We start from the raw sequence: 20,491 nt of genomic DNA, 5'->3' as shown, positions 1-20,491 counted from the left end.
CAATGTAGCCCGAGCGGGCTGCCCGTCGCCCGCGCCGGACCGAAGCCGACCGACCCCGTGCGCTCAGTCGCGGGGCGCCGGCGACGAGAGCGTCGCCACGAGGGTGGCCGCCTGACGTCGCGAGTGGGCGACGATCGCCGCGAGCCCGCGACCCGCCACCGCGCCTCCTGCCTGGACGACCTCGACCACGGGCCCGGTGACCGCCACCGCCTCGGCCCGGCGTGGGGCGTCCCAGGTGGCGCGTCCGAAGCCGACCAGGTGGCGCTCGGTGAGGTCGACGCCGAGCAGAGTCGAGGCGTCGGCGAGCGCCGCGTCACGAACCGCGTCGTCGGGGGTGTCGCGATCCACGACGGGCGAGTCGAAACTGAGTCGCAGCACGTGGCGTCCCCCGGTGAGCTCGGCCAGCCAGCTCCACTTCACGGTCGCGTGGGTGAGGGCCTTCGCGCGCAGTCCGGTCGAGCCGGGGGCGACGAGGACTCCCGTGCCCCGAGGAGCCGCATCGAGTTCGGGCCGGTCGACGACGAGCGTCGCGAGTGTGATGACCCCGGGCGGCACCGAGGAGGCGCGGGTCGTCAGGGCCACCGCGTCGTGATCGCCCACGGCCAGCACGACCTGACGCGCCCGGACCCGCGCTCCGCTCGCGGTCTCGACGCCCGTCTCGTCGATCGAGCGGACGCGCGTGCCGAGCCGGACGTCGACGCCGTGCCGCTCGAGGTCGGCGACGATGGGGTCGACGAGGCGGGCGAGGCCGCCGCGGATGCCCGCCACCGCAGAACCGGCCGGGGCCAGGGCACGCAGCCCGAGCACGGCACCGGCGAGACTGCCCTCGCGCTGCAACGCGGAGCGCAGTCCGGGGGCGACGCGGTCGACGGCGAGCAGGTCGGGGTGGAGCGAGTGGACTCCCGAGACGATGGGGCTGACCAGTCGGTCGACGACGGCGTCGCCCATGCGCGAGCGGACGAGACCCCCCAGGGTGGTTTCTTCGGCGCCAACCTCGGCCGGTAGCTCGGCGTCGGCGAGCGCACGCCGCACCCCGTCCGCCCCGACGACGGCCCGCACGTCGGCGGCGGCGGGATCGCCGGGGATGCCGAGCAACCCGGTGCGCGGGATCGGGAAGGACTTGCCGTCGGCCTCGTGCAGCCAGGCACCTCGCGGGTCGGGCAGGACGATGTCGTCGCCGAGGCCGAGCTCGGTGGCGAAACCGGCGACCGTGCCGCCACGGGTCGCGAAGCTCTCGGCCCCGGCGTCGAGCGCGATGCCGGCGACCACGTGTCGCGAGACCTCGCCACCGAGCCGGTCGGACGCCTCGAACAGGACCACGCGCAGACCCGCGGCGGCCAGATCGCGGGCGAGCACGATGCCGCCCATGCCGCCGCCCACCACGGCGACGTCGACGACGCCCGGGGTGACGACGGGCGGGGTCACAGCGTGTGGGCGAGCTCGACGATGCGGGTCAGCACGTCGGGGTCGGTGTCGGGGCTGACGCCGTGGCCGAGGTTGAGCACGTGCGCGGGGGCCGCCCGACCGCGCTCGACGACGTCGCGGACGTGGGCCTCGAGCACGGGCCACGGCGCCTGCAGCAGGGCGGGGTCGACGTTGCCCTGCACCGGCGTCGACCCGCCGAGCCGGCGCGAGGCCTCGTCGAGCGGGATGCGCCAGTCGACCCCGACGGCGTCGGTGCCGACGTCGCGCATGGCGGCCAGCACCTCACCGCTGCCGACACCGAAGTGGATGCGCGGCACGTCGAGGTCGGCGACGTGAGAGAGCGCTCGCGCCGAGTGGCGGGCGACGTGCGCGGTGTAGTCGGTGAGCGACAACGAGCCGACCCACGAGTCGAAGAGCTGGGCGGCGCTCGCCCCGGCGAGCACCTGGGCGCGCAGGAAGGCGCCGGTCACGTCGGCGGCCCAGGTGAGCAGGGCGTCCCAGGTCTCGGGGTCGCTGTGCATGAGGGCGCGGGCACGGATGTGGTCCTTCGACGGCCCGCCCTCGACGAGGTAGGCGGCGAGGGTGAAGGGCGCACCCGCGAAGCCGATCAGCGGCGTGCTGCCGAGCTGTGCGACGGTCTGGGCGACGCCCGCGGTGATCGGGGCCAGCGCCTCCGGGTCGATCGGCCGCAGGGCCGCCACGTCGGCGGCCGTGCGGATCGGCGTCTCGAGCACCGGCCCGCGACCCGGGACGATGTCGACCGCGACGCCGGCGAGCTTGATCGGCACGACGATGTCGCTGAAGAAGATGCCTGCGTCCACGCCGTGACGACGCACCGGCTGCAGGGTGATCTCGCTCGCGAGGTCGGGCGTGAGGCAGGCGTCGAGCATCTTGGTGCCGACGCGCAGCTCGCGGTACTCGGGCAGCGAACGACCGGCCTGGCGCATGAACCACACCGGCAGCGTCTCTGGTCGGTCGCCCCGCAACGCCCGGACCAGCGGTGAACGCGTCGTGAGGCCGGCGGCCAGGGGGTGCTGCTCGGGCAGGGCGGAGGTCTGGGTCACGTGATCGATTGTCCCATCGCCCGCTGGACGTCGCGTCGAGACGACCCGCCGGGGGCCCGGGACACCGGGGCCACCCGTCGGGTCCGCTCGCGATCGCGAAAAGCCCTGGAACCGAGGAGGCGCGGGTCAGGAGACCGCGACGACCATCTTCCCGACGTTGTCGCCGCGCATCAGCCCGGTGAAGGCCTCGAACGCCGAGTCGATCCCGTCGACGACGGTCTCGTCGTACACGACGTCGCCGGCGGAGAGCCAGGGGCCCATCTCGGCCTGGAACGCGGGGGCGAGGTGACGGTAGTCACCGAGGGTGAAGCCCTTCATCGTGAGTCCGCGGGTGACCATGTTGGTCAGGCCCGTGATGCCGACCGGGGCACCGGTGGAGTTGTAGTTCGCGATCGAACCGCAGAGTGCGGCGCGGCCGCCGGTGCGGAACGAGGCGAGGGCGGCCGACAGGTGGTCACCACCGACGTTGTCGAAGTAGAGGTCGATGCCGTCGGGCGCGGCCTCGGCGAGCAGCTCGGAGACGTCGCCGTCCTTGTAGTTGAACGCGGCGTCGAAGCCGTACTTCGAGGTCAGCAGCTCGACCTTCTCGGCCGATCCGGCGCTGCCGATCACGCGTGAGGCTCCCTTGAGGCGGGCGATCTGGCCGACCATGGTGCCGACGGCCCCGGCGGCGCCCGACACGAAGACGACGTCGCCCTCACGGATGCCGGCGATCTCGGTGAGACCGACGTACGCCGTGAGGCCCGTGAGGCCGAGCACGCCCAGGTACGCCGAGAGGGGCACGCCGTCGACGGGCTGGACGGCACGGAACGTGGCCGCGCCTCCCTGGGCGACGTCGCGCCAGCCCTGCTCGTGCAGCACGACGGTGCCGACGGGCAGGTCGTCCGAGCGGGACTCGACGACGCGGCCGACGGCCCCGCCGGTCATGGTCTCGCCGAGCGCGAAGGGCGGCACGTACGACTTCACGTCGTTCATGCGACCTCGCATGTAGGGGTCGACCGAGAGGAACTCGTTCGTCACGCGCACCTCGCCGTCGCCCAGTTCGGGCAGGGTCACCTCGACGCGGGCGACGTCGTCGGGGGTGGGCTCACCGTGCGGGCGGGCGACGAGCTGCCACTGGATGCTGGTGGTCGAGGTCATGGTGTCTCCTTGGTTCGATGCGGTGCGGGTCGACGGCCGGAATGCGGACGCCGGCTCCGTTGTTGCAAGCTGCAACCATCGAGCGGCATTCCCGGCCGCTCGACATCGAGTCAACGCCCAGCCGAAAACGCCGATCAGAGTTAGGATCACTCAGTGCTCATCTGCCTCACGGCGTCCCACCAGAACGCCAGCTTCGACCTCCTCGAGAGGCTGAGCATCGGCGCACCCTCGGCGGCGGGCACCCTGGTCGACGGCAGCGACTTCGTCAGCGGCGCGGTCGTGCTCGCGACCTGCAACCGGTTCGAGGCCTACCTCGACGTCGACGAGCCCCTCACCGCAGGCAGCGCCCTCGCCGTCGAGGCCACGATCGAGACGATGAGCACCGCCAGCGGTGTCGAGCCCGACGACCTGCGCGACAGCGTCCGGGTGATCACCGGTGACGAGGTCGTCGAGCACCTGTTCGCCGTCAGCTCGGGCCTCGAGTCCGTGGTCGTCGGCGAGGACGAGATCTCGGGCCAGGTGCGTCGCTCCCTCGAACGCGCGCGCCGCGACGGCACCACCTCGCGCGACCTCGAGCGCCTCTTCCAGAAGGCGTCGCAGACCTCGCGCGGCATCAAGAACCGCACGAACGTCGGAGGCGCGGGTCGTTCGCTCGTGCGCCTCGCCCTCGAGCTCGCCTCCTCACGAGTGACCGACTGGTCCGAGGCACGCGTCCTCATCGTGGGCACCGGCCAGTACGCGGCCACCACCGTGGCGGCCCTCCGCGACCGCGGCGCCGACCAGCTCGCCGTCTACTCGGGCTCCGGCCGCGCCGAGTGGTTCGGCCTCAAGCACGCCGCGACGCCCTACGACGACCTCGCCACCGCCGTCGCCTGGAGCGACGTGCTGATCACCTGCACGTCGACCACCGAGCCCGTCGTCACCCGTGACGTCGTGCGACCGGGAGCCCGCCGCCTCGTGATCGACCTCGGTCTGCCCCGCAACGTCGACCCGCTCGTCTCGAGCGTCGACGGTGTCGAGCTGCTCGACCTCGAGACCATCAGCCTGCACGCCCCCCTGCCCCAGCTCAGCGCGGCCGACGACGCCCGGGCGCTCGTCTCGTCGGCGGCCGCCGAATTCCAGGCCGTCGCCGCCGAGCAGTCGTTGACCCCCTCGGTCGTCGCGTTGCGCAAGCACGTGTTCGAGCTGCTCGACGCCGAGATCGAGCGCGCCCGATCGCGTGGTGACTCGTCCGAGCGGACCGAGGCCGCCCTGCGCCACCTCGCCGGCGTCCTGCTGCACACGCCGTCGGTCCGGGCCCGCGAGCTGGCCCGCGAGGGCCGCGGCGACGAGTTCCGTGACGGCCTCGAAGCGCTGTTCGGTGTGACCGAGGCGCGCCGCGCCTCCTCGGCCTCGCCGTTGCGAGCGGTGGACGACGAACGTCAGGCCTCGGCGGGCTGACCGCCCCCTGGTGGTCGGTGGATCAACCCGACGCCGCCGTACCCGAAGATGGCCTGATGGACACCATCGTCGTCAGTGCTCTCGCCCTGGTCCGTGACCGACGGATGCTGATGGTCACGGCGCGCGGTCGCGACGTGCTGTACCTGCCGGGCGGCAAGCTCGAACCCGGCGAGACCGCGGCCGAGGCACTGGTCCGCGAATCGCGCGAAGAGGTGGGCGTCGAACTGGAGCCCGTGACGGTGGCCGAGCTGTTCACGGTCGTGACGCAGGCGCACGGCGAGCCCGAGGGCCGTCAGGTCGCCATGACCGTCTTCGCGGCCGACCTCGCGGAGTCGAGCCCCGAACCGGCCCCCGCGGCCGAGGTCGGTGCCGTGCACTGGGTCACCTCGGCCGACGTCGACCGGTGCCCTCCGGCGGGGGTCGCGACGCTCGAGCGCCTGCGCGGACTCGACCTGGTCGACTGAGGCGGCACGCGGCGGGCGCGAGCCGCCGGTCAGTGCACGTACTCGAGGGCATCGGTGCCGACGGCCCGCAGGGCCTCGAGCGCGCGGAGGCGGTGGGCCAACGTCAGGTCGTCGAACGTCACGGTCACGCAGTACGCGACGCTCCGGCGCGGCCCACGCAACACCCCGAGCTCTGACCGCACCCCGGGGTCACCACCCGTCGCGTGGACGATCTGCAGGTCGTGGTCGAGCCGTCGGTGCCCCAACGGGTCGAGGCCGAACGGCGAGGCGACGAGCGACGTGTCGGCGCCCAGCGACAACCAGCCGAGCACCCGGTTCGACACGGCCCGGTCGACGATCTCACCGCGGGCCAGCGACACCATGAGGCCGCGAAGTTCGTGAGCCGTGCCGACGGCGAGGGCGGGCGCGTCGTCGGGACCGCGCGACGCCCGCGTCACGTCCAGAAGGGCCGTCTTCATGAGACCGAGCGACTCGGCCCGGGCCCGCACCGCCGCGAGGCCGACCCGGCTGATGAGCGCGTCGATCGCCGCCGCGTCACGGAAGGCCCCGACGAGCACCGCAGCATCGGTCAGCGGCAGGCTCGTCCGGCGCAGATAGGGCCAGATGCCGCCGGGCCCCCGGTCGCCCGCGATGCCCGGACGGTCGAGTTCGTCGAGCGGCCCGAGGGTGCCGTCCTCGATGCGCGCCGACACCTCGATCAGCAACAGGACGGCCCCGAGCTGGCCGACCGGCAACGCCAGGTGCTCGTCGACGCTCAGCAGATCGTCACCCGAGTCCAGGTCGCTGACCGAGGCCGAGACCCGGCCACCCGCGAGCGCCAGGTCGCCGAGCACCGCGAACGACGACGAGAACGCCTCGAGCGCACGACCCCCGCCGTGGCGCGGCTCGTGGTCCGCGCCCTCGGCGTTCTCCCGTCGGGCGCGGCGGCCGGGCCCCGGACCTACCAAATCGTGACGCGCTCCTCGACGGGAAGCCACAGCGCGTCGCTCTCGGTGACGCCGAACGTCTCGTAGAACTCGTCGATGTTGCGCACGATCTGGTTGCAGCGGAACTCGTTCGGCGAGTGCGGGTCGATCGAGATCAGACGGATGGCCTCTTCGTCGCGGAGCTTGATCTGCCAGGCCTGCGCCCAACTGAGGAAGAACCGCTCGGCGCCGGTCAGGCCGTCGATCACGGGCGGTTCGCTGCCGTCGAGCGAGATGAGGTAGGCCTTCCAGGCGATCGAGAGCCCGCCGAGGTCGCCGATGTTCTCGCCGATCGTCAGGGCGCCGTTGACGTGGTGGTCGGGCACCTGCTTCGGGGCGAGAGCGTCGTACTGGGCGATCAGCGACGAGGTGAGCTTCTCGAAGGCCTCGCGGTCGGCAGGGGTCCACCAGTCGGTCAACTTGCCGTCGCCATCGTACTTCGAGCCCTGGTCGTCGAAGCCGTGGCCGATCTCGTGGCCGATGACGGCGCCGATCGCGCCGTAGTTCGCGGCGGCGTCGCGGGTCTCGTCGAAGAACGGGAACTGCAGGATCGCCGCAGGGAACACGATCTCGTTCATGCCGGGGTTGTAGTAGGCGTTGATCGTCTGCGGAGTCATGAACCACTCGTCACGATCGAGCGGCTTGCCGATCTTGCCCAGCTCCCGGTCGAAGCCGAACGCCGCCGTGGCCCGCACGTTGCCGACGAGGTCCGTCGGGTCGATCGACAGCGCCGAGTAGTCGCGCCACGTCGCGGGGAAACCGATCTTGGGCGTGAACTTCTCGAGCTTGTCGAGGGCCCGGGCACGGGTCTCGTCGGTCATCCACTCGAGCCCCGAGATGCTCTGGCGGTAGGCCTCGACGAGGTGCTTGACGAGCACGTCCATCGCGGTCTTGGCCGCGGGCGCGAAGTGTCGCTCGACGTAGATCCGGCCCACGGCCTCGCCGAGCGCGCCCTCGACGAGCGAGACGCCGCGCTTCCAGCGGGCGCGCTGCACGGGGGTGCCGGTCAGGGTGCGACCGTAGAAGCCGAAGTTCGCCTCGACGAAGGGAGTCGACAGGTAGGCGGCCGTCGAGCGGACGATCTGCCACCGCAGCCAGTCGCGCCACGCGTCGAGACGATCGTCGGTCAACAGCGTGGCCAGGCCGGTCACGAACGAGGGTTCGCGCACGACGATCTCGTCGAAGACCCCGGTCGGACCGCCGACGGCGTCGCGCCACGAGGTCAGGTCGACCCCTTCGGCGAGCGCGTCGACCTCGGCCCAGGGCAGCAGGTTGTAGGTCTTCTCGCTGTCGCGCGTGGCGACGTTGCTCCAGTGGTGCGAGGCGAGGTCGGTCTCGAGCGCGATCACGCGGTCGGCGCGGGCCGAGGCGTCCTCGAGGCCGGCCAGGCCGAGCAGCTGCTCGACGAACGCGCGGTAGGCCGTCCGCACCGACTCGAACCGTTCTTCGCGGTAGTACGACTCGTCGGGCAGGCCGAGCCCGCCCTGCTCGGCGAACACGACGTAGCGCTCGGGGTCGCCCGGGTCGTTGTCGACGAAGAGCTGCACGAAGCTCGGCATGCCCTGCTTCTCGAGCGAGCCCAGGAGGCGCGTGAACGAGGTCACGTCGGTCACCTTCTCGACCTCGGCCAGGAGCGGTTCGAGGGGCGCGGCGCCGAGCGCCTCGATGCGCTCCTCGTCGGTGAAGCTGGTGAAGAGGTCGCCGACCTTGCGGGCCTCGGTGCCCGGCTCGGCGGACTGCGACTCGACCACGATCTCGCGGACGGCCTTCTCGGCTTCTTCGGCGAGGAGGTAGAAGGAGCCGTACCGCGCCTTGTCCTCGGGGATCTCGGTGCGGTCGATCCACGTCCCGTTGACGTGCCTGAAGAGGTCGTCCTGGGGGCGCACCGCCGGGTCGAGTTCGTCGGTCTGGATTCCGCTGCTCAGTGCGTCGCTCGTCATGCCCGCCAGCCTACGGCGGCCCCGCCGCTACAGTTCTGGGCATGGCACTTCCCTGGTCGCTGCACGGCGACGGACGCACGGTCGACTCCACCGAGATCGTCGCCCCCGAAGAACGACTCACCTGGCCACGCACCATCGGCCTGGGCGGCCAGCACGTCGTCGCGATGTTCGGCGCGACCTTCCTCGTGCCGATCATCACCGGGTTCCCGCCGAGCACGACCCTGCTGTTCTCGGGCATCGGCACGCTCCTCTTCCTGATCATCACGAAGAACCGATTGCCGAGCTACCTGGGGTCGTCGTTCGCCTTCCTGGCGCCGATCGCCGCCGCTCAGGAGGTCGGGGGCATGCCCCTCGCCCTCAGCGGCATCGTCGTCGTAGGGGTGTTGCTCGCGATCGTCGGCGTGATCGTCAACCTGGCCGGCACGCGGTGGATCGACGCCCTGCTGCCTCCCGTCGTCAGCGGCGCCATCGTCGCGCTGATCGGCTTCAACCTGGCTCCGGCCGCGCGAGACAACTTCGCGAAGGCCCCGCTCACGGCGATCATCACGCTCGCCGCGGTCGTCCTCAGCGCCGTGCTGTTCCGCGGCCTGCTCGGCCGGCTGTCGATCTTCGTGGGCGTCGTCGTCGGGTACGTCGCGGCGCTGCTGCTCGGCGAGGTCGACTTCGGCGCGGTCGGCGACGCCGCGTGGGTGGGCCTGCCCACCTTCACGGCCCCGGCCTTCGACGCGAGCGCCCTGCCGGTCTACCTCGGGTTCCTCCCCGTCGTGCTGGCGCTGATCGCCGAGAACGTCGGCCACGTCAAGGGCGTCGGCCAGCTGACCAAGCGCAACCTCGACCCGCTGACCGGTCGGGCGCTCTTCGCCGATGGGCTCAGCACGGTGCTGGCCGGCCTCGGCGGCGGCTCGGCGACGACCACCTACGGCGAGAACATCGGCGTGATGAGCGCCACCCGCGTCTTCTCGACCGCGGCCTACTGGGTCGCGGGTGTCGTGGCGATCCTGCTCGGCCTCTCGCCGAAGATCGGCGCCGTGATCTTCACGATCCCGCCCGGAGTCCTCGGCGGCGTCACGACCGCCCTGTACGGGCTCATCGGCGTCATCGGCATCCGCATCTGGGTCGAGAACAAGGTCGACTTCAGCCGCCCGAAGAACCAGTTGACCGCGGGCATCGCCCTCATCATGGGCATCGCCGACTTCACGCTCGCCCTCGGCGGCGCCACCTTCGGCGGAATCATCCTGGGCACCGTCGCGGCCATCGTCGTCTACCACCTCATGTCGGCGGTGGGTCGGGCCCGGGGTACCGACTGACGGTGGGACGCAGCACCGGCGGGATGTCCGGGGCGCCCACCTCGCGCCTCCGTTCGCCCTGGGATCGCCGCATCGCCGCCCTCGCCGGGCCCGCGCTCGGCGCACTGGTCGCCGAGCCGCTCTTCCTGCTGACCGACACGGCCATGGTCGGGCACCTCGGAACGGTGCCCCTCGCCGGTCTCGGCATCGCGAGCGTGGTGCTCCAGACCGCCCTCGGCCTGCTGATCTTCCTGGCCTATGCGACGACACCGACCGTCGCGCGTCGGCTCGGGGCGGGCGACCGGCCCGGAGCGATCCGTGCCGGTGTCGACGGGCTCTGGTTCGCGCTGCTGGTCGGCGTCGTGCTCGCCGGCGTCGGCGCGCTCACCGCCCGTCCTGTGGTCGCCCTGTTCGGCACGGCTCCCGAGGTGGTCGACGCCGCGACGACGTACCTGACCGTCTCGATGATCGGCCTGCCGGGCATGCTGCTCGTCATCGCGGCGACCGGGCTGCTGCGCGGCCTACAGGACACCAGGACGCCGCTGGTCGTCGCCACGGTCGGCTTCGCCGCGAACGCGGGTCTCAACGCGCTCTTCCTCTACGCCTTCGGCTGGGGCATCGCCGGCTCGGCCGCGGGCACCGTCGTCGCGCAGTGGGGCATGGCCGCCGTCTACCTGGTGATCGCCGTCCGTGCGGCACGTGCCGTCGGTGCTCCGTTGCGGCCCGGACTGGCCGGCGTCGGCCGTACGGCACGCTCGGGCGCGTGGCTGCTCGTGCGGAACGCGTCCCTGCGCGTCGCGATGATCGCGACCGTCTGGGCCGCCGCCTCCTCGGGGGTGGCCGGGCTCGCGACCATCCAGGTCGCGCTCACCCTGTTCAGCACGCTGGCGTTCGCCCTCGACGCGCTGGCGGTCGCCGGCCAGGCGCTCGTCGGCCACTCGCTCGGGCAGGGCGACCGCGAGGCGGTCCGAGCGATCACCCGTCGGCTCATGCTCTTCGGGGTCGGAGGCGGCCTGGTGCTCGCCGTGCTGCTGGCCGCGGTCTCACCGCTGCTCGCGCCCGTGTTCAGCGGCGACGACGCGGTGCGCCATCTGCTGCCGGGGGTCGTGCTCGCGATGGCCGTGGGCATCCCGTTGGCCGGGTTCGTCTTCGTGCTCGACGGAGTCCTGCTCGGAGCCGGCGACGCCCGCTACCTCGCCCTCGCCGGTGTGCTCAACACGGTCGTGTACCTCGCGATCCTGATCCCGCTGGAGGCGCGGGTGGAGCCGGGTGCGCAGGGCACGGTGGTCCTCTGGCTGGCCTTCGGTCTCGGCTACATCGGCATCCGCGCCGTGACGCTGGGCCTCCGGGCGCGGTCGGACCGCTGGATGGTCGTCGGCGCCGGCTGAACCCCGCGGGCCGTGGGCCGTGGCGCCGGGGGGCCGATGGACCGATGCGTCAGCGGCGTGGCGGTGCCGTCGTCGACCCGGGTCGGAAGACGCTCGTGAAGGTCGTGCCCTCGACCGGGTCGCCGGCCAGCAGGGCGAGCACCGCACGACCGGCCGCGCGGCCCTTCTCGACCGCGGGCTGGACGACCGTGGTGAGGTCGGCGGCTCGCGGGTCGTCGAGCCGCACCCCGTCGTAGCCGACGACGCTCAGGTCACCCGGGACCGACAGCCCCAGGTCGTCCGCCGCCGCGATGACGCCCGATGCCAGCAGGTCGCTCTGCGCGACGATCGCCGTCGGCCGCTCGGCCTCGGGCACGTCGAGCAGCCGCAGGCCGGCGCGGTGCCCCTCGCTCGTCCAGCTGCCGCGCGTGGTCAGGCCGCCCACGCCCGGGAAGACCTCTCGGGTGCCGCGTAGCCGCTCGAGGGTCGGCCACGACGTGCCCCGGGCCACGCGCTCGTCGGTCAGCTCGTCGTCCTGCCCCCCGGTGGAGCGCGCGGGGCCGAGTTCGAGGGCGACGACGGCGACCCGCCGATGACCGAGGTCGTGCAGGTGCCGCGCCAGCAGGCGGGACGAGCCGACGTTGTCCTCGGCGATGTCGAGCACGCCCTCGGTCGGTGGGGCCTCGATCGAGACCACCGGGATGCCTCGTCGACGCATGATCGACACGGACTCGTCGAGGCGGGTGCTGCAACCGAACAACACGACGGCGTCGACCGGGGCGTCGAGCAATCGGGAACGCTCGCCCGCGGTCTCGGTGAGCAGCAGCAGAGAGTTGTCGGCCGGCCCCGTGACGTCGGCGATGCCGTCGAGCATCGCGACGTTGACCGGGTCGCGGAAGGCCGTGCTGAGGGTCGATTCGAGGACGGCCCCGACGATGCCGGAGCGCCCGCGACGCAACGACCGCGCCCGCGGATCGGGCCCGGCGTATCCGAGCTCGTCGGCGGCGGCGAGCACCCGCATGCGGGTCTCGTCCGAGACGGGACCGGTGCCACTGAAGGCCAAGGAGGCGGTGCTCGCGCTGACCCCGGCGACTCGCGCGACCGACGCGAGGGTCGGCCTGGCGGCGACGTCGCCCTCTGCCCGGCTCATGCTGCCGCAGCCTAGCCGACGGGGCCGGACGTCCTCCGGGCGCCCGGGAGGGGCGTGCCGGCGTCAGTCGACCGGTCGTCCGCGGGGTTCGTCGACGCCGAGGGCCGTGACGTACTCGGAGGCGAGACCCGGCAGCCGCGCCCAGTCGCCGAAGTGGGCGGCGGCCTCCACGAGGTCGACGATCGCGCCGCGCACGCTCTCACCGAGGGCGGGCCGCATGTCGTGCACCTCGACCGCCCTCGAGCTGCAGAGGATCTCGAGCGGCAACAGCAGGTCGTCCTGGACGTGCTGGCGGGCCGCCGGCGAGAGCACCTGGACGATCGCCCGAGCGAGGTCGAGGAAGTGCGCCACGTCCATCGGAAGGGTCAGTCCGTGGGCCGCGCAGGCCGGTCGACGCACGGCGGGCTCGGGGACCTCCTCGAGCGAGGTCGCCTTCGTCGACGCGACGGAGATCATGCGGACGAGGTCGCCCAGCAGCACCTCGTTGAACCGCCGGTGCCAGACCACGACGTGGGCGCCGCTGAACGGAGCGCGCACCACGACCTTCATGCGCCTCAGCTCGAAGAGGGCCAGGTGCACCTCGCCGGGGGTCACCCGGTGCTCTCGCACGATGGTGTCCACGTCGAGCGAATCGCCTGGCGCGTAGCGCGCCGTGGCCAGGTCGACGAGCAGCAGCTCGGCCGTGTCGTGGGTGGTCGACCGCGACGGGCGGGTCATGGCGGGTGTCGGGTTGGGCATCGTTCCTCCTGGAGGCGTCTCGGTGGCCGTCCTGCCGACCATCTGTCATGAAGGTATTTCACATATGCATACCTGTCAAGACCGCGATCCGGGACGGCTCCCCTCGCCCCGTAGGATCGTCGGGTGCGTCTCGTCATTGCCCGCTGCTCGGTCGACTACGCCGGTCGGCTGTCCGCCCACCTGCCCCTGGCCACGCGCCTCCTGATGGTCAAGAGCGACGGCAGCCTTCTCGTCCACTCCGACGGCGGCAGCTACAAGCCCCTGAACTGGATGAGCCCGCCCTGCACGATCCGCACGGTCGAGCCCGACGACGACCAACGCGAGGCCGGCGTCGTCGAACTGTGGAAGGTCACCCAGGCGAAGACCGCCGACCTCCTGGTGGTCTCGATCCACGAGGTGCTGCACGACTCGTCCCACGAGATGGGCGTCGACCCGGGGTTGACCAAGGACGGCGTCGAGGCCGACCTGCAGAAGTTGCTGGCCGAGCAGATCGACCTGCTCGGCGAGGGGCACACCCTCGTCCGCCGGGAGTACATGACCGCCATCGGGCCGGTCGACATCCTGGCCCGGGACGCGAGGGGCGCCGCCGTGGCCGTCGAGCTGAAGCGCCGAGGCGACATCGACGGGGTCGAGCAGCTCACGAGGTACCTCGAGCTGATGAACCGCGACCCACACCTCGCGCCCGTGACCGGCGTCTTCGCCGCACAAGAGATCAAGCCGCAGGCCCGCACGCTGGCCCACGACCGGGGCATCCGCACGCTGTTGCTCGACTACGACGCGATGCGCGGGCTGGACGACTCCCACTCGCGCCTCTTCTGACGCGAGGCCCGAGGCCCAAGGCCTTGTGATACTCACATGTCAGGGTTATATTTCTGCCAAGACCCCCAGCGACCGCAGGAGCAGCCCGTGACCTCACCGATCTTCGACACCCTGACCGCCGAACGTGAGGCGACCCCCGTCTTCGAGTCCCTCACGCCGGTGGACGACGACCCCCTGCGGCCGTTCGGCTCTGCGAGCCCGAGCCCGAGCCCGAGCCCGAGCCCGAGCCCGACCCCGACCCCGACACCGCATCCGTGCCCAGCGTCCGTCCGGGACGCCCTGACCGCCGTCGCGACGTGGCCGCTGCGTTCGGTCCCGAGCTGACCCCCGATCCCTAAGCTGGTGGCGATGACTCTCCCCTACACGGCCGTGCTCTACGACCTCGACGGCACCATCGCCGACTCGGCGCCCGCGATCACCGCCAGCCTCGCCCACACGATCGGCGAACTCGGCCTGCCGGTGCCCTCCCGCGCCGAGCTCATGGCCTGGGTCGGCCCGCCCCTTCCGCAGAGCTTCGAGGTGCGCCTCGGCCTCGACGGCGAGCGCCTCGTCGACGCCATGCGGCTCTACCGCGCGCACTATCTGGCGAACGGCGCTCTCGAGGGTGAGGTCTTCCCGGGAGTGCCCGACCTCATGGCTGCCGTCCACGCGGCCGGCATCCCCACCTCGACCGCGACCTCGAAGCCCGAGACCCCGGCCACGGCGATCCTGCGAGCGCACGGACTCGACCGGTACCTCGACGTCATCACCGGCGCCTCCGACGACGAGGTGCGCAACACCAAGGCGGACGTCGTCGAAGAGGCCCTGAAGCGCCTGCGGGCTCGCGGGGCCGATCTCTCACGACCCGTGTTGATCGGCGACCGCCACCACGACGTCGAGGGCGCGGCCGTGCACGGCGTGCCCACGATCCTGGTCGGCTGGGGCTACGGCGAGCCCGACGAGTACGTCGGCGCGGTCGCCGTCGCGACGGACGTCGACGAGGTGGCCGACCTGTTGGGTGTGTCCCTGCTGCGCGGCGCCGCGTGACCCGCGCCGCGGCCGCCGTGCGGTCGCCCGCCGCCTGGCTTCTCACCCTCGCGATCGTGCTGATCGCCCTCAACATGCGCGGCCCGATCGTGGCCCCGGCCCCCGTGCTCGACCAGATGAGCGCCGACCTGGGGCTCACCGCCGTCGTCGCCGGGCTGCTCACGAGCATCCCGGTGCTCTGTTTCGCCGTGGCCAGCCCGTTCGCCTCGGCGCTGATCGGGCGCATCGGCGCCGAACGGGCCGTCACCCTCGGCCTCGCCGGCGTGCTTCTCGGCACCCTGCTGCGCACGGCCGGCGGAACCGTCTGGCTCTACGTCGGCACGATCGTGATCGGCGTCGCCATCACGATCGGCAACGTCGTGCTGCCCGTGGTCATCCGCCGAGACTTCAGCCCTGAGCGTGCCGGCTTCGTCACGGGCATCTACACCTCCGCGCTCAACGTCGGGTCGATGATCACGTCGCTCGCCACGGCCCCGATCGCCTCGGTCGTGGGCTGGCCCCTCGCCCTCGTGACCTGGGGACTGCTCGCCGTCCTCGCCGCCGTGGTCTGGTCGATCGCGGTGGGGCCCCGCGTGGCGGTGCTCGGCGGCAGCGTGGCCGTGGTGCCGGGGTCGCAGGCCGAGGCCGACGACCGGCACCGCGCCTCCTCGGCGACCGACGTCTTCACCGGGGGCATCGACGTCGTCGAGCCCGGCGAGGCCGAGGCGGACGCGCGCGAGCGGCGTCGCACGGCCACCCCTCTGCTGCGCCGGTGGACCACCTGGGGGCTGACGCTGGCCTTCTCGGGTCAGGCGTTCGGCTACTACGGGCTCACGGCCTGGATGCCGACCCTGCTGCGCGACGAGGTCGGGCTGACCCGCGAGGCGGCGGGCGCGAGTTCGTCGGTCTTCCAGATCCTCGCGGTCGTGGGTGCGCTCGGCGTTCCGTTCCTCGCCCTGCGCGTCCGACCGGCAGTCGTCATCGGCCTGATCGCCGTGTTCTGGTCGGCCATGCCGCTGGGCCTGCTCTTCGCCCCCGAGCACTGGCTGCTCTGGTCGATCTTCGGCGGAGCCGCACAGGGCGGCGGCATCACGATCATCTTCATCGTCATCGTCCGCATGGCCTCGACCGACGTCGAGGCACGGCGGTTGTCGGCCCTCGTCCAGGGTGGCGGGTACGCGATCGCCGCGCTCGGCCCGCTCGCCATCGGCGGGCTGCACGACGTCAGCGGCAATTGGCAGATTCCGATGATCGGCGTCGCGGCGGCGGTCGTCGTGCTCGGCGTCAGCGGCGTGCTGTCGTCCCGGCGCGTGCCCTGAGCCCGTCGCCTCGGGTCAGACCGGCACGCCTCCGGCGAAGAGCACCTCGAGCGTCAACGGGTCGCGTCCGGTCAGGTCGCGCACGGCGGTCGTGACGGCGGCCACCTCACCCGAGGCCATCGACGTGTAGGTGCTCACCCAGGCGTCGGCCTGGAACGGTTCGGGGTCGTAGACCCGACGCGACGCGTAGGCCTCGTCCAGGGTCTCGTCGACGAACGTGAACGAGCGCCCACCGAGGGCCGTGAGTCGTGCCGCCGCCTCGCCCAGCGTGAACGCCTCCGACCCGGTCAGGTCGTAGGTCGCCCCGGCGTGCGCCTCGTGGTCGAGCAGCACGACGGCGGCCACCGCCGCGACGTCCGCGCGGGCCACCGCCGCCACCCGCCCGTCGCCGGCCGGCCCGCGGAGGACGCCCTGCTCGTCCGCGAACTGCGGGATGACGTCGAGGTAGAAGTTGTCGCGCAAGAACGTGAAGGCCAGACCCGACTCCCGGATGTGCTGCTCGGTCGCGAAGTGGTCCCGCCCGAGCGTGAACACCGAATCGGCCGACGCGCCGGCGAACGACGTGTAGACCACGTGCCGCACCCCCGCCTCGACGGCGGCGTCGACGAACGCCCGGTGCTGGTCCACGCGGTCGGGGGCCTCCGCCGCCGACACCATGAACAAGGTCTCGACTCCGCGCAGGGCTTCGACCGATGCGGCCCGGTCGCCGTAGGTCGTGACCGCGACCTCGGCCTCGGCGCCGTCGAGCCGGGGTGCCCGGGCGGCGTCCCGCACGACGAGCCGCAGCGGCACGCCGCGCTCGGACAGGTGTGCGGCCACGATCCCGCCGACGACACCCGTCGACCCCGTTACGGCGACGAGCGACGAGGAGGCGCGGGCGGGCTCCCCCACGGAGGCGGACGAGGTCTCGGTCGAGTCGGTCATGCCTCACTGAACCATGCGCGACGCGAGCGGCTCCCAGGCGGGGCCGACCCGCGCCTCCTCGTCCACCCGGTGCGTCCCGATCGCTGTCGCTGCAGGGATCGAGACTCGTTATCGACTGCCGGGATCGGTGGCCGTCACCGACGGACGCCGGTAGATTCGACGCCGGCCCGACACCCCGGTGGGCCTCTCCGGCAGGCCCCTCCGGCGGGCCGACCGCCGCTCCGATCCGCCACCCCCGACCGCCACCCCCGACGAGAGGCGCCCATGGGCCACGACCACGGTCACGGACACGTCGCCGCCGACGGACGACGGCTACGCCTCGCGATCGCGATCATCGCTCTGGGCCTCGTCGCGCAGCTGGTCGGCGCCTGGCTCTCGGGTTCGCTCGCGTTGCTGGCCGACTCGGGGCACATGCTCTCCGACCTGGCCGGGCTGGTCATCGCACTCGTGGCCACGATCGTCGCCGCACGTCCCGCGAGCGGCCGGCAGACCTACGGCTACCGGCGGGCCGAGGTCTTCGCGGCGTTCGTCAACGGCCTCGTGCTGCTCGCCGTCTCGCTCTCGGTCGCCGTCGCCGCCGTCTCCCGGCTCGTCGCGGTGGGCGAGCACGAGGTGCTCGGCCTGCCGATGCTGGTCGTCGGCCTGGTCGGCGGGGCGACGAACGTCGCGGCACTGCTGGTGCTGCGGGGCGGCGCGACGCATTCCATCAACATGCGCGGGGCCTACCTCGAGGTGCTCGGCGACCTGCTCGGGTCGGCGGCCGTCGTCGTGGCGGCCGTCGTCGTGCTGACCACGGGGTTCACGCAGGCCGACTCGGTCGGGTCGCTGATCATCGCCGCGATGATCGTGCCCCGCGCCTGGGCGCTGCTGCGCGAGGCGATCCGGGTGCTGTTCGGCTCGGCACCGGGGGACATCGACCTCGAGGCCGTCCGCACGCACATCGGCGACACCCCCGGCGTCGTCTCGGCGCACGACGTGCACGCCTGGCAGATCACCAGCGGGGCGACCGTCTTCTCGGCGCACGTCGTCGTCGAGCGAGAGGTGTTCTGCGACATGAAGGTCGACGAGACCCTGGACGCCCTCGACCGGTGCCTCGCCGCGCACTTCTCGGTCGAGCACGCGACGTTCCAGCTCGAGCCGGCAGACCACGCGGGGCACGAGCGCGAGACGCACGCCTGACCCGGAGGCGCGGGTCGAGTGGGCAGGAATGGTCCTTCCTCAGCCACCGAAGGACAGTTTCTGACCACTCGGCGTGCCAGCCCGTCAGGCCGACGAGGCCGTCAGGCCGACCAGCCCGTCAGGCCAGCGAACCGATCCAGAGGCCCAGGGACGCGACGGCGACGGCCCCGACGAGCATGCCCAGGCCGCTCGCGACCGCGGCCCCGCGTCGCCCGGTCGCCAGCAGTCGCACCGTCTCGACGCTCGCGGTGCTGAACGTCGTGTACCCGCCGAGCAGGCCGGTGCCGAGCACGAGCTTCCACTCGGGGGCGACGACCGCCTGCAGGGCCAGTCCGGTCAGCAGCCCCAGCGCGAACGAGCCCGACAGGTTGATGACGGTGGTGCCCCACGGGTAGGCGGCGCCGAGACGGTCCTTGACGAGTCCGTCGACGACGAAGCGCAGCGCGGCCCCGACCCCGCCGGCCGCCGCGACGGCGACGACGAGCAGGGGGCTCACGTGGCGCGTCCGGCGAGACGTGCGCCGAACCGCACACCGACCCCGGCGGCGGACACCCCGAGCACCAGGCTGAGCAGTCCGTAGAGCGCGGCGACGGCCAGGTCACCTCCGCCGGACCCGGCGAGCTGTGCGGTCTCGGTCGCGAGCGAACTGTAGGTCGTGAAACCGCCGAGGACACCCGTCCCCACGACGAGCCGGGCCCCGCGCCGAGGGCCTTCGTCGGGACCGGAACGCAGCAACCACTCGAGCAGGACACCGAGCACGAACGCCCCGACCACGTTGATCGCGAAGATCGCCGTGTCGAACGCACCCCAGGACGGCACGACGAGCGTGACCCCGACCCGGGCGGCCGTGCCCAGGGCACCACCCAGGGCGACGAGGGCGATCAGGGACGGACGGAGGTGCGGGGCACGAGGGCGCGCGGTCCCCGTCACCGGCGGCCTCGCCTCACAGCTCGTCCTCCCACGGCAGCGATTGGCTGCGGGGCACGGGGGCGAGCGGCACGACGACGACCGGGCGGTGCTGACGGTGGCTGAGGTGAAGGGCGACCGAACCGGCGAAGAACTCGCGGACGCTGCCCCGCAGGCCGGCTTCACGGCTGCCCACGACGATCAGCGGGGCGTCGAGCCGTTCGGCGAGGTGCGACAGGCACTGGGCGGGCTCGCCGGCGACGACCGAGGTTCGCAGCTCGACGCCGCGAGCCGAGGCGATCGGCCGCAGCCGCGCCTCCAGGTCGGCATCGAAGGTCAGCGTCTCGGAGTAGTCGTCGGGGTCGAGCGGATACGACAAGACGGTGCCGTCGATGCCCTCGGCGAAGGCGAGGCGGTCGGGCTCGACCGAGACGCAGAACAGGCCGGTGCCGAATCGTGCCGCGAGATCGGCCGCGGTCGCCACGACGGCCTCGCCCGAGTTCGGTACGACGCCCGCCACGACGAAACCGCGGGCTGCCTTCTGCTCGTCGGACATGGTCACCACCCTCTCATCGCCGCGGCGTCCCATGCGGCGCCACGGCCACAGTGAACCACCGTCACGCACCTAAGCGGAAGAGCAGACTGTCGGCATGTGCGGTCGCTACGTCGTTGCCCGGGCCACCTCCGATCTGCTGCCGAGCCTGCTCGACGGCCTGGGGCCGCTGCCCGACGACTTCAACGTCGCCCCCACGACGGTCGTGCCGGTCGTCCGCGAGCGGCACGGCGAGCGACAGCTGCCCGGTGCCCGGTGGGGTTTCGTCCCGTCGTGGTACCCCGACCTGAAGAAGCGACCGCAGCCGATCAACGCCCGCATCGAGACCGTGGCGACGAACGGCATGTTCCGCCGGGCGTTCGCGACCAGCCGGTGCATCGTGCCCGCGCAGGGGTACTACGAGTGGGTCGTGACCGAGACCGGCAAGCAGCCGCACTACGTGCACCAGCCCGACGCCGGGCTCGCCATGGCCGGCCTCGTGACCGCCTGGCCCGACCCCACCAAGGCCGAGGACGACCCCGACCGGTGGGTGCTCTCGACGACGATCGTCACGCGCGACGCCCACGTGGCACCGGGCGAGGTGCACGACCGCATGCCGGCCTGCCTGACACCCGACTCGTACGACGACTGGTTGGGCGACGGTCTCGACCCCGACGAGCTCCTGGCGCTGCTCGATCGTGACTCGTTCGAGGTCGCGCACGACCTCGTCCAGCACGAGGTGAGCCGCGACGCGAACAGCGTCCGCAACAACGGCCCCCACCTCATCGAGCCGCTGCGCTGACGCCCCTCGGACGAGGAGGCGCGGGT

General features: G+C 72.5%; 21 protein-coding genes. 10 read left to right on the top strand and 11 right to left on the bottom strand.

Features of this window, described 5'->3' with window-relative positions:
* Positions 1-63: 63 nt before the first annotated feature.
* The 3 genes from HRF36_RS07430 to HRF36_RS07420 form a co-directional block, all read right to left on the bottom strand.
* Positions 64-1,425, bottom strand: a complete 1,362-nt coding sequence (locus HRF36_RS07430; protein WP_371740071.1) for an NAD(P)/FAD-dependent oxidoreductase — start codon at positions 1,423-1,425, stop codon at positions 64-66.
* Positions 1,422-2,489, bottom strand: coding sequence for a uroporphyrinogen decarboxylase (hemE, locus tag HRF36_RS07425; RefSeq protein WP_173208546.1), 1,068 nt, complete (start codon positions 2,487-2,489; stop codon positions 1,422-1,424). The genes HRF36_RS07430 and hemE overlap by 4 nt, the downstream gene beginning before the upstream one ends.
* Positions 2,490-2,615: 126 nt before the next feature.
* Entirely contained in the window at positions 2,616-3,629 is a 1,014-nt protein-coding gene (locus HRF36_RS07420) for an NADP-dependent oxidoreductase (RefSeq protein WP_173208544.1), read from the bottom strand.
* 153 nt (positions 3,630-3,782) lie between these two features.
* Between HRF36_RS07420 and HRF36_RS07415 the strand changes: the two genes are divergently transcribed.
* Complete coding sequence (locus HRF36_RS07415) at positions 3,783-5,069, top strand: glutamyl-tRNA reductase (protein WP_173208542.1); 1,287 nt, start codon at positions 3,783-3,785, stop codon at positions 5,067-5,069.
* 56 nt (positions 5,070-5,125) lie between these two features.
* Positions 5,126-5,533 (top strand): NUDIX domain-containing protein, encoded by a 408-nt coding sequence (locus HRF36_RS07410; RefSeq protein WP_173208540.1) that lies wholly within the window; start codon positions 5,126-5,128, stop codon positions 5,531-5,533.
* Positions 5,534-5,562: 29 nt separating this feature from the next.
* On the opposite strand, the gene HRF36_RS07405 is transcribed toward HRF36_RS07410, so the two are convergent.
* Both HRF36_RS07405 and HRF36_RS07400 read right to left on the bottom strand, forming a co-directional pair.
* The gene (locus HRF36_RS07405) at positions 5,563-6,480 is read right to left on the bottom strand and encodes a serine hydrolase (RefSeq protein WP_173208538.1); all 918 of its coding nucleotides are present in this window, start codon (positions 6,478-6,480) and stop codon (positions 5,563-5,565) included.
* Positions 6,474-8,438, bottom strand: coding sequence for a M13 family metallopeptidase (locus HRF36_RS07400; RefSeq protein WP_173208536.1), 1,965 nt, complete (start codon positions 8,436-8,438; stop codon positions 6,474-6,476). The genes HRF36_RS07405 and HRF36_RS07400 overlap by 7 nt, the downstream gene beginning before the upstream one ends.
* 41 nt (positions 8,439-8,479) lie before the next feature.
* On the opposite strand from HRF36_RS07400, the gene HRF36_RS07395 reads away from it, so the two are divergent.
* Entirely contained in the window at positions 8,480-9,745 is a 1,266-nt protein-coding gene (locus tag HRF36_RS07395; protein WP_173208534.1) for a uracil-xanthine permease family protein, read from the top strand.
* Positions 9,746-9,747: 2 nt separating this feature from the next.
* A complete protein-coding gene (locus tag HRF36_RS07390; RefSeq protein ID WP_371740070.1) occupies positions 9,748-11,112 on the top strand; it encodes an MATE family efflux transporter in 1,365 nt (454 codons plus the stop codon).
* A 49-nt stretch (positions 11,113-11,161) separates the two neighbouring features.
* Here HRF36_RS07390 and HRF36_RS07385 read toward each other — a convergent pair whose 3' ends face one another.
* Positions 11,162-12,241, bottom strand: a complete 1,080-nt coding sequence (locus HRF36_RS07385) for a LacI family DNA-binding transcriptional regulator (RefSeq protein WP_173208532.1) — start codon at positions 12,239-12,241, stop codon at positions 11,162-11,164.
* A 63-nt stretch (positions 12,242-12,304) separates the two neighbouring features.
* Positions 12,305-12,979, bottom strand: coding sequence for a hypothetical protein (locus tag HRF36_RS07380; RefSeq protein WP_173208530.1), 675 nt, complete (start codon positions 12,977-12,979; stop codon positions 12,305-12,307).
* A 123-nt stretch (positions 12,980-13,102) separates the two neighbouring features.
* Here HRF36_RS07380 and nucS point away from each other — a divergent pair, with 123 nt between their 5' ends.
* From nucS to HRF36_RS07360, 4 genes are all read left to right on the top strand, one after another.
* Positions 13,103-13,798, top strand: a complete 696-nt coding sequence (gene nucS / locus HRF36_RS07375; RefSeq protein ID WP_173208528.1) for an endonuclease NucS — start codon at positions 13,103-13,105, stop codon at positions 13,796-13,798.
* Positions 13,799-13,885: 87 nt separating this feature from the next.
* Positions 13,886-14,122, top strand: coding sequence for a hypothetical protein (locus tag HRF36_RS07370; protein WP_173208526.1), 237 nt, complete (start codon positions 13,886-13,888; stop codon positions 14,120-14,122).
* Positions 14,123-14,146: 24 nt separating this feature from the next.
* Positions 14,147-14,824: an HAD hydrolase-like protein gene (locus HRF36_RS07365; protein ID WP_173208524.1), complete on the top strand. Its 678-nt coding sequence runs from the start codon at positions 14,147-14,149 to the stop codon at positions 14,822-14,824.
* Entirely contained in the window at positions 14,821-16,122 is a 1,302-nt protein-coding gene (locus HRF36_RS07360) for a CynX/NimT family MFS transporter (RefSeq protein ID WP_371740068.1), read from the top strand. The genes HRF36_RS07365 and HRF36_RS07360 overlap by 4 nt, the downstream gene beginning before the upstream one ends.
* 15 nt (positions 16,123-16,137) lie before the next feature.
* Here the strand turns inward: HRF36_RS07360 and HRF36_RS07355 are convergent, their stop codons facing one another.
* Positions 16,138-17,046, bottom strand: coding sequence for an SDR family oxidoreductase (locus HRF36_RS07355; protein WP_173208521.1), 909 nt, complete (start codon positions 17,044-17,046; stop codon positions 16,138-16,140).
* A 264-nt stretch (positions 17,047-17,310) separates the two neighbouring features.
* Between HRF36_RS07355 and HRF36_RS07350 the strand changes: the two genes are divergently transcribed.
* Positions 17,311-18,225, top strand: coding sequence for a cation diffusion facilitator family transporter (locus tag HRF36_RS07350; protein ID WP_173208519.1), 915 nt, complete (start codon positions 17,311-17,313; stop codon positions 18,223-18,225).
* A 118-nt stretch (positions 18,226-18,343) separates the two neighbouring features.
* Here the strand turns inward: HRF36_RS07350 and crcB are convergent, their stop codons facing one another.
* Genes crcB through HRF36_RS07335 form a run of 3 tightly spaced genes read right to left on the bottom strand, consistent with a single transcriptional unit; the run spans position 18,344 to position 19,687 of the window.
* On the bottom strand, positions 18,344-18,721 hold the full coding sequence (gene crcB, locus HRF36_RS07345; RefSeq protein WP_173208517.1) for a fluoride efflux transporter CrcB: 378 nt from the start codon (positions 18,719-18,721) through the stop codon (positions 18,344-18,346).
* Positions 18,718-19,155, bottom strand: a complete 438-nt coding sequence (locus HRF36_RS07340) for a CrcB family protein (protein ID WP_173208515.1) — start codon at positions 19,153-19,155, stop codon at positions 18,718-18,720. Before HRF36_RS07340 ends, crcB begins: the two co-directional genes overlap by 4 nt.
* Positions 19,156-19,168: 13 nt before the next feature.
* Positions 19,169-19,687 carry a universal stress protein gene (locus HRF36_RS07335; protein WP_173208513.1) on the bottom strand — a complete coding sequence of 173 codons (519 nt, stop codon included), beginning with the start codon at positions 19,685-19,687 and terminating at the stop codon, positions 19,169-19,171.
* Between the two features lie 94 nt (positions 19,688-19,781).
* Here HRF36_RS07335 and HRF36_RS07330 point away from each other — a divergent pair, with 94 nt between their 5' ends.
* Entirely contained in the window at positions 19,782-20,465 is a 684-nt protein-coding gene (locus HRF36_RS07330; RefSeq protein WP_173208511.1) for an SOS response-associated peptidase, read from the top strand.
* The last annotated feature ends 26 nt before the right edge of the window (positions 20,466-20,491 follow it).

Origin of the sequence: Frigoribacterium sp. VKM Ac-2836 (assembly GCF_013248995.1) — a bacterium.
Classification (GTDB): Bacteria; Actinomycetota; Actinomycetes; order Actinomycetales; family Microbacteriaceae; genus Frigoribacterium.
Note: the sequence above shows the minus strand (reverse complement) of the source record. Positions and strands in the feature narration are given on the sequence as shown.

Excerpts from the sequence above, each read along its gene's own strand:
- HRF36_RS07380 (WP_173208530.1), bottom strand. The coding sequence starts at position 12,979 with ATGCCCAACCCGACACCCGCCATGACCCGCCCGTCGCGGTCGACCACC.
- HRF36_RS07350 (WP_173208519.1), top strand. The coding sequence starts at position 17,311 with ATGGGCCACGACCACGGTCACGGACACGTCGCCGCCGACGGACGACGG.
- HRF36_RS07420 (WP_173208544.1), bottom strand. The coding sequence starts at position 3,629 with ATGACCTCGACCACCAGCATCCAGTGGCAGCTCGTCGCCCGCCCGCAC.
- HRF36_RS07410 (WP_173208540.1), top strand. The coding sequence starts at position 5,126 with ATGGACACCATCGTCGTCAGTGCTCTCGCCCTGGTCCGTGACCGACGG.
- HRF36_RS07355 (WP_173208521.1), bottom strand. The coding sequence starts at position 17,046 with ATGACCGACTCGACCGAGACCTCGTCCGCCTCCGTGGGGGAGCCCGCC.
- HRF36_RS07395 (WP_173208534.1), top strand. The coding sequence starts at position 8,480 with ATGGCACTTCCCTGGTCGCTGCACGGCGACGGACGCACGGTCGACTCC.
- HRF36_RS07385 (WP_173208532.1), bottom strand. The coding sequence starts at position 12,241 with ATGAGCCGGGCAGAGGGCGACGTCGCCGCCAGGCCGACCCTCGCGTCG.
- HRF36_RS07365 (WP_173208524.1), top strand. The coding sequence starts at position 14,147 with ATGACTCTCCCCTACACGGCCGTGCTCTACGACCTCGACGGCACCATC.
- HRF36_RS07400 (WP_173208536.1), bottom strand. The coding sequence starts at position 8,438 with ATGACGAGCGACGCACTGAGCAGCGGAATCCAGACCGACGAACTCGAC.
- HRF36_RS07330 (WP_173208511.1), top strand. The coding sequence starts at position 19,782 with ATGTGCGGTCGCTACGTCGTTGCCCGGGCCACCTCCGATCTGCTGCCG.
- HRF36_RS07335 (WP_173208513.1), bottom strand. The coding sequence starts at position 19,687 with ATGTCCGACGAGCAGAAGGCAGCCCGCGGTTTCGTCGTGGCGGGCGTC.